The 14426-nt window shown below is 45.2% G+C and carries 13 protein-coding genes; 9 read left to right on the top strand and 4 right to left on the bottom strand.

Features of this window, described 5'->3' with window-relative positions; genetic code table 11:
- Window positions 1–97: 97 nt before the first annotated feature.
- On the bottom strand, window positions 98–892 hold the full coding sequence (locus AB6D07_RS17915; protein ID WP_017103323.1) for an AraC family transcriptional regulator: 795 nt from the start codon (window positions 890–892) through the stop codon (window positions 98–100).
- A gap of 86 nt (window positions 893–978) precedes the next feature.
- On the bottom strand, window positions 979–1887 hold the full coding sequence (rarD, locus tag AB6D07_RS17910) for an EamA family transporter RarD (protein WP_017103322.1): 909 nt from the start codon (window positions 1885–1887) through the stop codon (window positions 979–981).
- Window positions 1888–2067: 180 nt separating this feature from the next.
- On the opposite strand from rarD, the gene recQ reads away from it, so the two are divergent.
- From recQ to AB6D07_RS17895, 3 genes are all read left to right on the top strand, one after another.
- Window positions 2068–3906 carry an ATP-dependent DNA helicase RecQ gene (gene recQ / locus AB6D07_RS17905; protein ID WP_017103321.1) on the top strand — a complete coding sequence of 613 codons (1839 nt, stop codon included), beginning with the start codon at window positions 2068–2070 and terminating at the stop codon, window positions 3904–3906.
- Between the two features lie 65 nt (window positions 3907–3971).
- Entirely contained in the window at window positions 3972–4283 is a 312-nt protein-coding gene (locus AB6D07_RS17900) for a DUF3630 family protein (protein ID WP_009848192.1), read from the top strand.
- A gap of 271 nt (window positions 4284–4554) precedes the next feature.
- A complete protein-coding gene (locus AB6D07_RS17895; RefSeq protein ID WP_004736638.1) occupies window positions 4555–5226 on the top strand; it encodes a 7-cyano-7-deazaguanine/7-aminomethyl-7-deazaguanine transporter in 672 nt (223 codons plus the stop codon).
- Window positions 5227–5326: 100 nt separating this feature from the next.
- On the opposite strand, the gene gppA is transcribed toward AB6D07_RS17895, so the two are convergent.
- Both gppA and rhlB read right to left on the bottom strand, forming a co-directional pair.
- Window positions 5327–6820, bottom strand: a complete 1494-nt coding sequence (gppA, locus tag AB6D07_RS17890; RefSeq protein ID WP_017101250.1) for a guanosine-5'-triphosphate,3'-diphosphate diphosphatase — start codon at window positions 6818–6820, stop codon at window positions 5327–5329.
- Between the two features lie 6 nt (window positions 6821–6826).
- Window positions 6827–8137, bottom strand: coding sequence for an ATP-dependent RNA helicase RhlB (gene rhlB, locus AB6D07_RS17885; protein ID WP_009848195.1), 1311 nt, complete (start codon window positions 8135–8137; stop codon window positions 6827–6829).
- 111 nt (window positions 8138–8248) lie between these two features.
- Between rhlB and trxA the strand changes: the two genes are divergently transcribed.
- The 6 genes from trxA (at window position 8249) to fre (ending at window position 14080) form a co-directional block, all read left to right on the top strand.
- On the top strand, window positions 8249–8575 hold the full coding sequence (gene trxA, locus AB6D07_RS17880) for a thioredoxin TrxA (RefSeq protein WP_009848196.1): 327 nt from the start codon (window positions 8249–8251) through the stop codon (window positions 8573–8575).
- A 199-nt stretch (window positions 8576–8774) separates the two neighbouring features.
- Window positions 8775–10034 (top strand): transcription termination factor Rho, encoded by a 1260-nt coding sequence (gene rho / locus AB6D07_RS17875; RefSeq protein ID WP_009848197.1) that lies wholly within the window; start codon window positions 8775–8777, stop codon window positions 10032–10034.
- Between the two features lie 110 nt (window positions 10035–10144).
- Complete coding sequence (locus AB6D07_RS17870; protein WP_029222978.1) at window positions 10145–11140, top strand: hypothetical protein; 996 nt, start codon at window positions 10145–10147, stop codon at window positions 11138–11140.
- A 98-nt stretch (window positions 11141–11238) separates the two neighbouring features.
- Window positions 11239–13080 (top strand): 4-hydroxy-3-polyprenylbenzoate decarboxylase, encoded by a 1842-nt coding sequence (gene ubiD / locus AB6D07_RS17865; RefSeq protein ID WP_017103319.1) that lies wholly within the window; start codon window positions 11239–11241, stop codon window positions 13078–13080.
- Window positions 13077–13346 (top strand): 2Fe-2S iron-sulfur cluster-binding protein, encoded by a 270-nt coding sequence (locus AB6D07_RS17860; protein ID WP_029222977.1) that lies wholly within the window; start codon window positions 13077–13079, stop codon window positions 13344–13346. The genes ubiD and AB6D07_RS17860 overlap by 4 nt, the downstream gene beginning before the upstream one ends.
- Window positions 13347–13366: 20 nt before the next feature.
- On the top strand, window positions 13367–14080 hold the full coding sequence (gene fre / locus AB6D07_RS17855) for an NAD(P)H-flavin reductase (RefSeq protein WP_009848201.1): 714 nt from the start codon (window positions 13367–13369) through the stop codon (window positions 14078–14080).
- Window positions 14081–14426 lie beyond the last annotated feature (346 nt).

Here is a 14426-nt window from a genome sequence, read left to right as displayed (position 1 = left end):
TCAGTTCTCAATAACGTTGCCGCTATTTTTAAATAAGTAATCGTATTGAGGGTAGCTTACCGTGATTTGAAATCGAGCAATTGTAAATTATCAACACTTAGTTGATTTGTGAGGGTGGTACGCCGAACGTGGTTTTGAAAGCCTTAGAGAAGTGTGCCTGATCATAGAAGCCTACTTGGTGCGCAACCTTAGTACCACATATCCCAGACTTAATCAGGCGCATGCTTTGTTCCATGCGTAAACGGCTTAGCCATGCATAAGGCGTAATGCCCATTTTGTTTTTAAAATGGCGTTGGAATTGAGTCGTGGTTAAACCACACAACTCAGACAGTTGTTCTAATCGCACTGGTTGATCCAAATTCGCCATCAAATAGTCTTTTAGCGTATCAATCGATTGATTACCCAGTTTGATGGCGCTTTTCGATCCAAATTTCGCATAACGATCGACAATCGTCGAGAATCCTTCGAAAGGTAAGCAATCTTGAGCGAGTTGGCTGATGTTTTGATTGATTAACAGGCCATGTAAGTTGCGTAATTGTGAAAATGCAGCCTGATCGGAGAGGATCAACTCAGAAAAGCCTAATGTGTGACCATTTTTCTTGGGATCGGCAAGATCTTGAAACCATTGGGGAGAAACCGCAAACACACTGACTTGATAACCCGAATCGAGCTTGGAGTGCCCATCATGCAGTTCATCGGGTGGCATGATAACAACTTGGCCAGCACCAACATTATGGCTCGTCCCTTTATAGACGAATTTCTGCTGTCCTTGGGTAATTAAGCCAATGTGAAAGTCCAAATGATAGTGGCGCTGAAAGGCAAACTCTTGGTACTGAGCTTGGATCAGGCTGATATCTTCTGTTGGGGTAGAGTAGTAGTGGACTTTATCCATGGTACAAAAAAGCTTGGTCAAATAGTCATCAATTCAACCAAGCTTATCTTCGTATTAAGGGATTGTCTTGTAAAAAACGATCAGTGTTACTGCTTAGCGCGTTTGTTCTTCTTGTTGTTACGCAGACCATCAAAGCTGAAAATCACCAGAGCGCCCCAAATAAAGGCGAAGGTAATCGCTTTATCTGAAGTAAAGGCTTCACCGTAAATAAGAACCGCGAGCAAGAACATTAAGCTTGGGCCGATGTACTGGAAGAAACCGAGTGTCGATAGCTTCAAGCGGGTTGCAGCGCCAGTAAAACAAAGCAGTGGAACCGTGGTGATCACTCCTGCTGCAACCAATAATAGATTGAGCTGCATTGGGTTCATCGAGAAATCTGACGTTGCACTGTCTGCGATAAACAGCAAGTACGTTGCAGCGATAGGCAGCATCACCAGTGTCTCAATGAATAAGCCGGTTTGAGCCTCCAAGCTAACCTTTTTACGTAACAAGCCATAGAAACCAAAGCTGAAGGCTAGGGCAATGGCAACGATCGGCACAGAGCCAAACGCGATCAATTGAATTATCACGCCAATCGCAGCAAGACTAACGGCAAACCATTGAAGTTTGCGTAAGCGTTCGCCAAGAAAGAACATCCCGAGCAACACGTTAATCAGCGGATTGATGTAATAGCCTAAGCTGGCATCGAGCATGTGATTGGAATTCACCGCCCAAATAAAAATAAGCCAGTTGGCTCCCACTAAAATCGAAGTGGCGACTAAATAGAGCATTTTTGGTTTAGAGGTGAGGGTGTCTCGAACCTTACGCCAGCCACGACTCATGTGCAGTAGAAAAGCGAGTAGGAAAAAAGACCATACTACACGGTGGCTAAGAATCTCAAATGGGGATACTTCACTTAAAGATTTGAAATATATGGGAGCGATTCCCCACATGGTGTAAGCGGCAACGGCAAGCAAAATTCCCTGTCGCGTACGTTGTTGGTCGTCTTGTGTCATGTAACTTTCTCTAGCACTGAGTGCTTATTAATAAGATTTATAAAGAGAGTTGGTCAGTATAGGAGCGTTAACCCTTTTCACCTAACAATTTGCGGTTTAATTCGCCAGCGTTCCCCTCTACAATGTGCGCCTTGCTTGCCAATGCTGCACGCTGACTTTATACCTTGATTAGGAACCACAATGACCGCCACTCTGATTGCTGAGCAAACACCAACTCCCGCGAATGATGCGCAAGATATCTTACAAGATGTCTTTGGTTATCAAAGCTTTCGTGATGGTCAGCAAGAGGTCATAGACCTAGCCGTTGAAGGCAAAGACAGCTTGGTAATTATGCCAACCGGTGGTGGTAAATCTCTGTGTTACCAGATCCCGGCTTTAGTGCGTGATGGACTGACTTTAGTTATCTCACCGCTCATTTCATTGATGAAAGACCAAGTTGACCAATTGAAGGCCAATGGTGTGGCGGCTGAGTGCATAAACTCATCGATGCCACGCGAACAACTGTTGAGCGTGTTCAACCGCATGAACTCAGGCCAATTGAAGATGGTTTATGCTTCACCAGAGCGTGTGTTGATGCGTGACTTCATCGAGCGCTTACAAGGCTTACCGCTTTCGATGATTGCGGTGGATGAGGCACACTGTATCTCTCAGTGGGGACACGATTTCCGCCCTGAGTATGCTTTGCTAGGCCAGCTTAAACAGTATTTCCCGCATGTGCCTTATATGGCGCTGACAGCAACCGCTGACGATGCGACGCGCAAAGATATTATCTCGCGTTTGCAGCTGGTGGAGCCGCACACTTACTTAGGCAGCTTCGATCGCCCTAATATTCGCTACAACCTAGTTGAGAAGCACAAGCCCGTGTCTCAGGTGGTTCGCTACCTAGAAACACAGAAAGGCAATTGCGGCATCATCTATTGTGGCAGCCGTAAGAAAGTGGAAATGGTGACCGAGAAGCTGTGCAATAACGGTATTCGCGCTGCGGGTTATCATGCAGGCATGGACACCGACGAACGCGCTTACGTTCAAGAAGCTTTCCAACGTGATGACATTCAGATCGTGGTCGCGACTGTGGCGTTTGGTATGGGCATCAACAAACCCAACGTGCGCTTTGTGGTGCACTTTGATATTCCACGTAATATCGAATCTTACTATCAAGAGACAGGCCGTGCAGGTCGTGATGGCTTGCCTGCTGAAGCGATGATGTTGTTTGACCCTGCTGATATGGGTTGGCTGCGTCGTATGCTGGATGAGAAAGAAGAAGGCCCGCAAAAACAAGTTGAGATGCACAAGCTGAACGCGATGAGTGCCTTTGCCGAAGCGCAAACCTGTCGTCGTCAGGTTCTGTTGAACTACTTTGGCGAATATCGCGAGAAGCAATGTGGCAACTGCGATATCTGCCTAGATCCACCAAAACACTTTGATGCGACCCAAGAGGCACAGAAGGCGTTGTCTTGTGTGTACCGCGTTAATCAGTCATTTGGTATGGGCTATGTGGTGGAAGTGATGCGCGGTATGCAGAACATCCGTGTACGCGATAATGGTCACGATAAGCTGTCTACTTACGGTATCGGCCGCGACCATAGCCACGATTACTGGATCAGTATCTTCCGTCAGCTGATTCACAAAGGTTTGTTGTTCCAGAACATCACTCGTAATTCGACATTACAGCTAACAGAAGAAGCTCGACCGCTATTGCGTGGTGAGATGTCTTTGGAATTGGCTGTGCCTCGTTTAGATACCGCAGTGCGTAATGCGAAGTCCGATAAGCTAAGCAGCAAGAACTACGATAAGAAGCTGTTTGCCAAACTGCGTAAGCTGCGTAAGTCGATTGCTGATGAAGATGGCTTGCCACCATACGTGGTATTCAGTGATGCGACGCTGATTGATATGGCTGAAATCCTACCCACATCTTATGGCGAGATGCTGGCAGTAAATGGCGTTGGTCAGCGTAAACTTGATAAGTACGCAGACCCATTCTTAGATTTGATTCAAGAACACATCACCACACACGGCTAGCTTGCAAGAAACGACTAGCTTATAAAACGATTGGCTTATAGAAAAAGAATAAGGTTGATAGGGACATGACAACACCAACAGAATTTGGCTTAAGAGAGTATTTGGCTGAGGAAGGGCGTTTATTGATTACGTCTCCAAGTTTTGATTTTGATTCTTATGAAGTACTAGGTGAAAAGCTGGTGGCATTGCTGTCAGCGTCAGTTGTTGAAAAGCAATGGGACGCCGATATGCATTCTTGGTTGATTGATTTTGAAGATTGTCGGATGTTTTTAAAGTCTGAACATTACAGTGAATCAATCTGGTTTGAGTCGTTAAACGCTGAAGAAAGCCGAGAAGAGTTCGATTATCTCGCGACGCTTTTCAAGCGCGGTTTCTAACTTTTTGCATGGCTTCTGAAACGTAGCTTCTAAACCTGGCTTTTGAAACTTGGCTTCTAACGTCACTCATCAATAAAAGTGAGGATAAACGTTTGCGTTTGTTCTCACCGTTGCAGCCAATATTGATTAATGTATAATCGCCCGCCGCTCAATAGAGCAAATTATAGAAACATTTTTAATTCACATTATTGGTAAGAGCTTTCTTAGTTTATTCGAAGAAATGACTCGATTTGGGTTCCCTCACCCCCAAACCAAACTAAAAAGGTACAGCATGAGTAACTTTACCCCTGCGCAACAGCGCAAAGCCCTAGCACTATTAGTTTTGTTCCATTTAGTGATTATTGCGTCAAGCAACTATTTGGTTCAGCTACCTTTTACCGTCTTCGGTATGCACACCACTTGGGGTGCTTTCACTTTCCCGTTTATCTTCCTAGCGACCGATCTCACAGTACGCATTTTTGGCGCGCAGCTTGCTCGTAAAATCATTTTCTTAGTGATGTTGCCTGCACTGGCCGTTTCTTATTTATTGTCTGTGGTGTTCTTTGAAGGTTCATTCCAAGGCTTTAGCCAACTAGGCGAGTTCAACCTGTTTGTTGCACGCATCGCAGCGGCAAGCTTCATGGCTTATTTGCTCGGTCAGATCTTGGATGTGCATGTGTTCAACCGCTTACGCCAAATGAAGCAATGGTGGGTTGCGCCAACGTGTTCGACACTTTTTGGTAATGCCATTGATACGATCGCGTTCTTTGCGATTGCTTTCTACCAAAGCCCAGATCCATTCATGGCTGAGCACTGGACTGAGATTGCGTTGGTTGATTACGGATTCAAACTTATCATCAGCTTAGGCTTGTTCGTGCCTATGTACGGTGTGCTTCTAAATTACGTAGTTAAGAAGCTAACCGCTGTGAACCCTGACTTTAAAGCGACAGGTGTTAACGCTTAAGTTTAGATTTGTAACGCAAAGCATTAATGCAGCGATAAGAAAAAGCCCAAGTTAGTAGACTAACTTGGGCTTTTTTAATTTCTAGCGTCAGATACTAAGATCAGAGGCATTCAATATTCAATGGCCAGCCAATATCGGTTTGTCGATTGGATTCGATTTCTAGCTCTGCGGCTGTGAGAGGGTTGTCTTGCAGCCATTGTTTAGAAAGCGTCAAGGTCAGATTGTTGTCATCCGTCGTCAGCTTGAACTCAGGCTCTAGCGCTGGATTACGACGGTGAGTCAACAAAATAGCTAAACGCAGAATTCGTAAAATACGCTTGCTGCTGGTGCCTGAGATTGCATGTTGCTCTGGCAATGAAGTTAACTGTTCGCGGTAGCGGCGTGTTAACTCACCCAAGCAGTGCTTTTGCGCTCGAGTAAAGCCAGGTAGGTCTAAGTTCTGCAGTAGGTAAGCACTGTGCTCGCCGCCTTTTTTGAAATCGATTGTTAAACCAATCTCATGAAGCTTCGCCGCTGTTTGTAATAGCACACCTGCTTGAGGTTCAGAAACCCACGTTTCGGCGCCCGCTTGCTCTAATAGAGTCTGTGCGACTACAGCAACTTGTTCACTGTAGCTTACGTCCATTTGGTAGCGTGATTGCACGCTCTTAATGGTACGAGCGCGAATATCTTCTTGGCGAAACTCATCAACCATCTCGTAGGCGAGACCTTCACGGAGTGCGCCGCCAGCGAGTGTCATTGAATCAATTTCAAGCAGCTCAAAAATCGCGATAAGAATAGAAAGACCACTTGGGAACACTAGTGCGCGCTCAAGGGTTAAGCCTTCAATCTCAAGCTCTTCTAAGCGCTCTGTAATCATCGCTTGTTTCTGTAGACGCTTGAGTTTGGCATGAGTAATGACTTCATCCATGCCTTGCGCCAACATGATTTCTTGCAGTGCTTGAACGGTACCACTGGCACCAACACACACATCCCACCCGATATCAGTGTAGCTATCTAGGATAGGAGCCAACGTAGACTTGGCCGCTTCAATGGCATTGTTGAAGTTGGTTGCGGTTAATTGGCGATCTTTAAAGTGGCGTTCAAGCCAAGTAACACAACCCATCTTCAGGCTGGTTAAGGCTTTGGCTGAGAAACCTTCACCGATGATCATCTCGGTACTTGCACCACCAATATCAACCACTAGTCGGCGGCCGCTGCCACCAGAAGTGTGTGCTACGCCTTTATAGATAGTCGCAGCTTCTTCTTCACCAGAGATAACATTGATGTCGTAACCAAGGATCTGGTTCGCTTTCTCGAGAAATATATCCACATTGATAGCGGTACGTAGGGTCGCTGTACCAACAATGCGGATATTTTCTTTCGGAATATCTCGCAGTCGCTCTGCAAAGAGACTCAAACAGTCCCAACCGCGCTGCATGGCTTCAGTACTAAGCGCATTATTTTCATCTAAGCCCGCAGCTAAACGAACTTTGCGCTTAATTTTAGCCATGGTTTGTACGCTGCCATCGATATGACGCACAACGAGCATATGAAAACTGTTCGACCCGAGGTCGATTGCAGCATAAAGCGGTGGTGACACTGTTTGACTCATAAGCGACTAAGCTTCCTTGTTATGACGCGGTTGGCGTGGGCGACGGTTCTGGTTTGGTTTACGGTTACCGTTGCGTGGGCCATTGTTGTTTGAGCGACGTTGTTGCGGGTTACGTGTACGTAAGCGCATCGGTGCTGGCAGATCTTCCAGTAGTGCAGAAGCATCGTAGTCAGACATTGGGATAGCGTGCTCAATGTATTCTTCGATTGGTGGCAAGTTGATTGCGTAATCTTCACAAGCAAAGCTGATCGAGTGACCGCTTTCACCAGCACGACCTGTACGGCCGATACGGTGAACGTAATCTTCACAATCGTCAGGTAGGTCAAAGTTGAATACGTGTGTTACTTGAGGGATGTGTAGGCCACGTGCTGCAACATCCGTTGCGACAAGCAGGTCAACATCACCTTTAGTGAATTGCTCAAGAATCTTTTCACGTTTCTTCTGAGGAACATCGCCGGTTAGTAGGCCAACACGGTGACCATCGGCAGCCAAGTGGCCCCAAACTGATTCACACTTGTGCTTAGTGTTAGCGAAGATGATTGCGCGATCTGGCCACTCTTCTTCGATTAACGTTTGTAAAAGAGCCATCTTATGTTCGTTAGAAGGGTAGAACAGCTCTTCTTGAATACGGTGACCAGTCTTGCGCTCAGGTTCAACAACCACGTGCTCTGGGTTGTGCATATGTTCGAATGCAAGTTCTTGTACGCGGTAAGACAGTGTCGCAGAGAACAACATGTTTAGGCGATCTTTTGGCTCAGGCATACGACGGAACAAGAAGCGGATGTCTTTGATGAAACCAAGATCGAACATGCGATCAGCTTCGTCAAGAACAACTGCTTGAATGTGGTTAAGGTTAAATACCTTTTGCTTGTAGAAATCGATGATGCGGCCAGTCGTACCAATTAAGATATCAGCGCCTTCTTCGATCTTACCTAGTTGCTTGTCGTAGCTTTCGCCACCGTAAGCTAATGCTGCCTTGATACCTGTGCTTGCAACCAGAGAGTCAGCATCGTTGTAGATCTGAATCGCGAGTTCACGCGTTGGTGCCATAATAATCGCACGTGGCTGGTTAGGCTTACGGCCTTCATGCTCAGGTGTTTTTAGCAGGTGATTAAAAGTAGCAGTAAGAAACGCAAGCGTTTTACCAGTACCCGTTTGGGCCTGGCCTGCAATGTCTTGGCCGGTGAGCAGTACCGGGAGCGCCAAGGCTTGGATAGGGGTACAATAGTCGAACCCTTTTTTCTCCAATCCTTCAATGACTTGCGGAAGTAAATCCAAGTCGGCGAACTTTTGCTCTGTGATATGCGTCTTTTTCATTGCTATAGAATATCAGCTTAAGCTTGCAATACGAAAGTAAATACATTCCAATAGGGCATCTATTTACTGGTTATCATCCAACCAGTTCTAAAAAACACATTGGAGTGGAAGATGAGTGATAAGATTTTGCAGCTAACTGATGACGGTTTTGATAACGATGTAATCAACGCTGCAGGCCCTGTTCTTGTTGATTTTTGGGCAGAATGGTGTGGTCCATGTAAAATGATTGCGCCGATTCTTGATGAAATCGCAAACGAGTACGAAGGTCAGCTCACAATCGGTAAATTAAATATCGACCAAAATGCTGGTACTCCACCAAAATTCGGTATTCGCGGTATTCCAACGCTACTTCTTTTCAAAGATGGTGGCGTAGCAGCAACTAAAGTTGGTGCATTGTCTAAAACTCAACTTAAAGAGTTCCTAGACGCTAACCTATAATCAGGTGAGTATTTGAAAAGAAACCGCGCAGTTAACAAATGCGCGGTTTTGTTTTTTCTAAGCTATGGACTAGTCTTAGTTTTAGTGCTAATTTATCGCACGTTAATTGAACAAATTCTCTTCTTGGTCGAGCCTGTGACCAAATCCTTCTTAACTTAAGAAAACAGACCCTATTTTGACTAAACAAACTTCCACCACTATGAATCTTACTGAACTGAAGAACAGACCTGTGTCTGAACTTGTTAAACTTAGCGAAAGCCTAGGTCTTGAAAATCAAGCTCGCTTAAGAAAACAAGACATTATCTTCTCCATCCTTAAAGCACACGCAAAAAGTGGTGAGGACATCTTTGGTGATGGTGTTCTAGAAATTCTTCAAGACGGTTTTGGCTTCCTACGTAGCGCAGACAGCTCATACCTTGCTGGTCCTGATGATATTTATGTATCACCGAGCCAGATTCGTCGTTTTAACCTTCGTACAGGTGACTCTATTGGCGGTAAAATCCGTCCACCTAAAGATGGCGAACGTTACTTTGCTCTGCTTAAAGTAAATACGGTTAACTACGATAAACCAGATAACGCTCGTAACAAGATTCTTTTCGAAAACCTTACTCCTCTTCACGCCAACGAACGTATGGTGATGGAAGCGGGTAATGGCGCAACTGAAGATATCACAGCTCGTATTCTTGACCTTGCTTCTCCAATCGGTAAAGGTCAGCGTGGTCTGATTGTTGCTCCGCCAAAAGCGGGTAAGACAATGCTTCTGCAAAATATTGCTCAAAGCATTGCCCGTAACCATCCTGAGTGTGAACTAATGGTTCTACTTATCGATGAGCGTCCAGAAGAAGTAACAGAAATGCAACGCCTAGTTAAAGGCGAAGTAATCGCATCGACGTTTGATGAACCAGCATCTCGCCACGTACAAGTAGCAGAAATGGTAATCGAGAAGGCGAAGCGTCTTGTTGAACACAAGAAAGACGTGGTTATCCTACTGGATTCAATTACTCGTCTAGCTCGTGCTTACAACACTGTGATTCCTTCATCAGGTAAAGTTCTTACTGGTGGTGTTGATGCGAATGCTCTACATCGTCCAAAGCGTTTCTTCGGTGCGGCACGTAACGTAGAAGAAGGCGGTAGCTTAACTATCATCGCAACAGCACTGGTTGATACTGGTTCTAAGATGGATGAAGTTATCTACGAAGAATTCAAAGGTACAGGTAACATGGAACTGCACCTTAACCGTAAGATTGCTGAAAAACGCGTATTCCCAGCGATTGATTTCAACCGATCTGGTACTCGTCGTGAAGAGCTTCTTACCAAGAACGATGAACTACAGAAGATGTGGATTCTGCGTAAGATTGTTCACCCAATGGGCGAAATCGATGCGATGGAATTCCTTATCGACAAGCTAGCAATGACTAAAACGAACGATGAGTTCTTTGACGCAATGCGTCGTCAGTAGTATTGATTAGCTTATAGTTATTAAAAAGCGCTGCCTTCGGGTGGCGCTTTTTATTTGCATTTTGTAGCGACAGCTTGCAGAATGGGCAAAAGTGTTACGAGGAAGTTAAAATGCAACATGGACTGTTGTCATCATTACTCCTGTCTACTTCACTGTTACTTTCACCGGTTGGTATGAGTTATGCCACCGAGATGTCTCCACTTACAGTAGAGTCTTGGCTTGAGAATGATCAAGTAAAACTGAAAACTGCTGAATTACTCGAGCTTGTCGTGCGTGACGAAGTCAATTCGCTACGCTTTTCGCTTGAGCGTCTGACATTTCCCCAGCAAGAGGTGGCTCGTTACCGGCTCTTGAAGAAGATCGAACAGCAAGAGATCGTTCTCACCCCTAAGATGTCTATTTTCATAGAACAGCAACTCGCTATCACGCCGACCTACCAAGTATTAGAGCGTGGGGATGGCTACGAGTTTACGGTACCTGCTTTTAATTACCCTTCGATTGCTAATCGACTGATCAAGCAATGGCACCAAGACCAGAAGACACTGGTGTTTGTACTGGATGCAGAAAAGCAGACACTTAACCTTAATGAGTGGTTGTCAGGGCCTGAGTATCAAGTTCAAACACGAGAAGCGCTACTAATTCGAGAGCTAGACAGTTTGTCTCCTGAAGCGGTCGACTATCTGACTAGGCAACTCACCGCATCTTCTATTGTTAGCTGGTTACCCTCTACCGAGGTGGTAGTTCGATTAGCGCAAGTGAGCGAAGACCCTGAGGTCTATAAGATTCTATGGCGAATGAAGGCCGATTATCATAGCCAAGCAGAGTTAGAGCGACTTGCTAAAACTAAACAAACGTTCGCGTTGGAACAGGTAATGGCAGCGACTAAGAATCCTCGTTTGAAAGATGAAGCGATTACTTTGCTTACCAAGGTGAACCCGCTATCAGAAGAGGTGAAGCAGTTCCTTGTCTCTAGGATGGCGATTGCCGATGAAGCGCCATTAGTCGCCCGTGAATTAGCCAAACAAGGTCACACGCTCTGGTTGCAAGATCTTGTGAATGATAACCCTCAGGTGAAGAGCTCTTTGATCGAGCAAGCATTACCGTAAAGTGGATTTTGCCTCTCAATAACCACACTAAAAAGGGGGATCTCAGCGTCACCCTTTTTGATATACTGAGCGCAGAATAATCAGCATGTAGAAGCCCTATGAGTTTTAAAGATTTACGTGATTTTGTCGACCACCTTGAAAGCATTGGTCAGTTGAAACGCATTTCTCACCCTGTCGACCCAGACTATGAAATGACCGAGATTAGCGACCGTACTCTACGTGCTGGTGGCCCGGCTCTTTTATTTGAAAATCCCGTAGGCTATGACATGCCTGTTTTGACCAATCTATTCGGTACACCTGATCGGGTAGCCATTGGTATGGGGCGTCAAGAGGTCAAAGAGTTACGCGAAGTAGGTAAGTTGCTTGCTTACTTAAAAGAACCCGAGCCACCAAAAGGCTTTAAAGACGCTATCGATAAGCTGCCTGTGTTTAAGCAGGTCTTAAATATGCCAGCTAAGCGTCTTCGTAAGGCGGCCTGTCAACAAATCGTATGGCAGGGTGATGACGTCGACCTAGATAAAATTCCGGTGATGAGCTGTTGGGCGGACGATGTCGCGCCGTTGCTAACGTGGGGTTTAACGGTTACTCGTGGTCCAAACAAGAAACGCCAAAACTTAGGTATCTATCGTCAACAGAAGATCGGCAAGAATAAAATCATCATGCGGTGGTTGGCCCACCGTGGTGGAGCGCTTGATCTACGTGATTGGATGGAAACCAACCCAGGCAAGCCATTCCCTGTATCGGTAGCGTTTGGTGCCGATCCTGCCACCATTCTTGGTGCCGTTACGCCAGTTCCAGATACCTTATCGGAATACGCGTTTGCCGGCTTGTTACGTGGCAGTAAAACTGAGGTCGTTAAATCAATCAGTAACGACCTAGAAGTGCCAGCGAGTGCTGAAATCGTAATGGAAGGTTATATCGACCCGAATGAGTTCGCAGACGAAGGACCATACGGAGACCATACTGGTTACTACAACGAGAAAGAAAAGCATCATGTGTTTACTATTACTCATGTAACCATGCGCGAGAATCCGATCTATCACAGTACCTATACTGGCCGTCCACCTGATGAGCCTGCAGTATTAGGTGTTGCGTTAAATGAAGTGTTTGTTCCTATTCTTCAAAAGCAATTCCCAGAGATAGAAGACTTCTACTTGCCACCTGAAGGTTGTTCTTACCGAATGGCAGTAGTGACCATGAAGAAGCAATACCCAGGTCACGCTAAGCGAGTGATGATGGGTGTATGGTCTTTCCTACGCCAATTCATGTACACCAAATTTGTTTTGGTATGCGATGAGGATGTTAACGCACGTGATTGGTCTCAAGTGACCGCTGCTATGTGTGAACATATGGATCCGTCTCGTGATAGCCTGATGATAGAGAACACACCTATCGATTCACTAGACTTCGCATCGCCAGTGGTAGGTTTAGGCTCAAAAATGGGTTTAGACATTACTAAGAAGTGGGATGCGGAGCTGGCACTATCGCCTAATGCTAAACCTTTACCTATAGACAGTCAGCATATTGAAGGTTGCCTAGCTGAGCTAGCCGAAACCTTCCCTGAAATTATTGATATTCATTTGCAGAATGACAATGCGTGCATGGTCGTTGTGTCTATCGATAAGCAAGCTGCAGGTAACGGTAAAAAAATCATTGAAGCGGTTTGGTCTCAGTTCGATGAGAACAAGTTTGTCATCGTATGTGATAGTGACGTTAACGTCAGTGACTGGAATGACATTATCTGGGCGGTGACTACAAGAATGGATCCGGCAAGAGATACGTTCTTTCTGAAAAACCAAACTGGACACTCAAAAATGGGTCTAGATGCGACAAACAAGTTTGAAGGTGAATGCCTGCGTGAGTGGGGTGTTCCAATCACTAAGAACCCAGACGTCGTTAAAAAGATTGATAGCATTTGGGAACAACTAGGAATCTCATGAGCTTCCAAGTAACCTTATACCCAGAAAATATCAGTTTTACCGTAGAAAAAGGGCAAACGGTTTTGGATGCTGCGCTCAACAGCAATATTAATTTTCCAAACCGCTGCCAAGTTGGTGCATGCGCTATGTGTATGTGCAAAAAATTAGAAGGCCAAGTGAGTTACCACCTTGAACCCATGCTCACAGAGAAAGAGCAGTTACAAGGTTGGATTTTTGCTTGCCAAGCATTTGCAGAAAGTAATTTAGTTCTAACCTTTGCCGATTAAGGGTTAGTGAGAGGAAGAACATGACTATTAAATGTAAAGTGAAATCTATCGAGCCTTTGGCTTGTAACACTTACCAAATCCTACTTCACCCAGAAACACCGGTCGCTTTTAAAGCGGGCCAATACTTGATGGTTGAAATGGGTGAAAAAGACAAGCGTCCATTTTCGATTGCAAGCAGCCCTTGTCGTCATGAAGGCGAGCTTGAGTTACACATTGGTGCAGCTGAGCACAATGCTTACGCTTCAGAAGTTGTTGAGGCAATGAAGAAAGCGCAAGCTGAAGATGGCGACATAGCTATTGATGCTCCGCACGGTGATGCGTGGGTTAAAGAAGAAAGCGATCGTCCTCTGTTATTAATTGCTGGTGGTACTGGCTTTAGCTACGTGCGCTCTATTCTCGATCACTGCATCGCGCAGAACAGTAAAAAAGAGATTCATCTATACTGGGGCGCAAAAGATGAGTGCCAACTGTATGCGAAAGAAGAGCTTGTCGACATTGCAGCAAAACACAGCAATGTACATTTTGTACCAGTAGTAGAAGAAGCACCTGAAGTTTGGCACGGTCAAACGGGTAATGTACTTGAAGCAATCACGCAAAGTTTCGAATCATTAGCTGATTTTGATATCTACATTGCGGGCCGTTTCGAAATGGCAGGTGCTGCAAGAGACTTGTTTACTCAGAATAAAGAAGCAAAGCGTGACCATATGTACGCAGATGCTTACGCGTTTATCTAAGAATTCTTTTAGATTTAGAGCAAAAAGAGAGCAGAAATGCTCTCTTTTTTCCGTTTAGGTGAACTATTAGGCACTTAAGCTCTATTTGTTCATTTTTCATGAAAAAGTAGTTGCTAAGCTGAGAGGGTTCCCTATAATGCGACACCACTGAGACGGCAGACGCCACAAGGCTTCAGCAAGAATCAGTCAGACGGAAAGCGACAAAAATTAATTTTCAAAAAGTGTTTGACACTGAATGTTAATTCGCTAGAATGGCCGTCCACTTCGAGAGGCTCCTTACTTAAAAGGAACGCTCAACAAGTGAAGCTCTTTAACAATTTAAACCTATCAATCTGTGTGGGCACTC

The sequence above is a fragment of the Vibrio sp. 10N.239.312.C11 genome (assembly GCF_041466065.1).
In the GTDB taxonomy this organism is placed as follows: Bacteria; Pseudomonadota; Gammaproteobacteria; order Enterobacterales; family Vibrionaceae; genus Vibrio; species Vibrio tasmaniensis_A.
The sequence above is the reverse complement of the archived record's forward strand: the minus strand, read 5'-3'. Positions and strand labels throughout refer to the sequence as shown.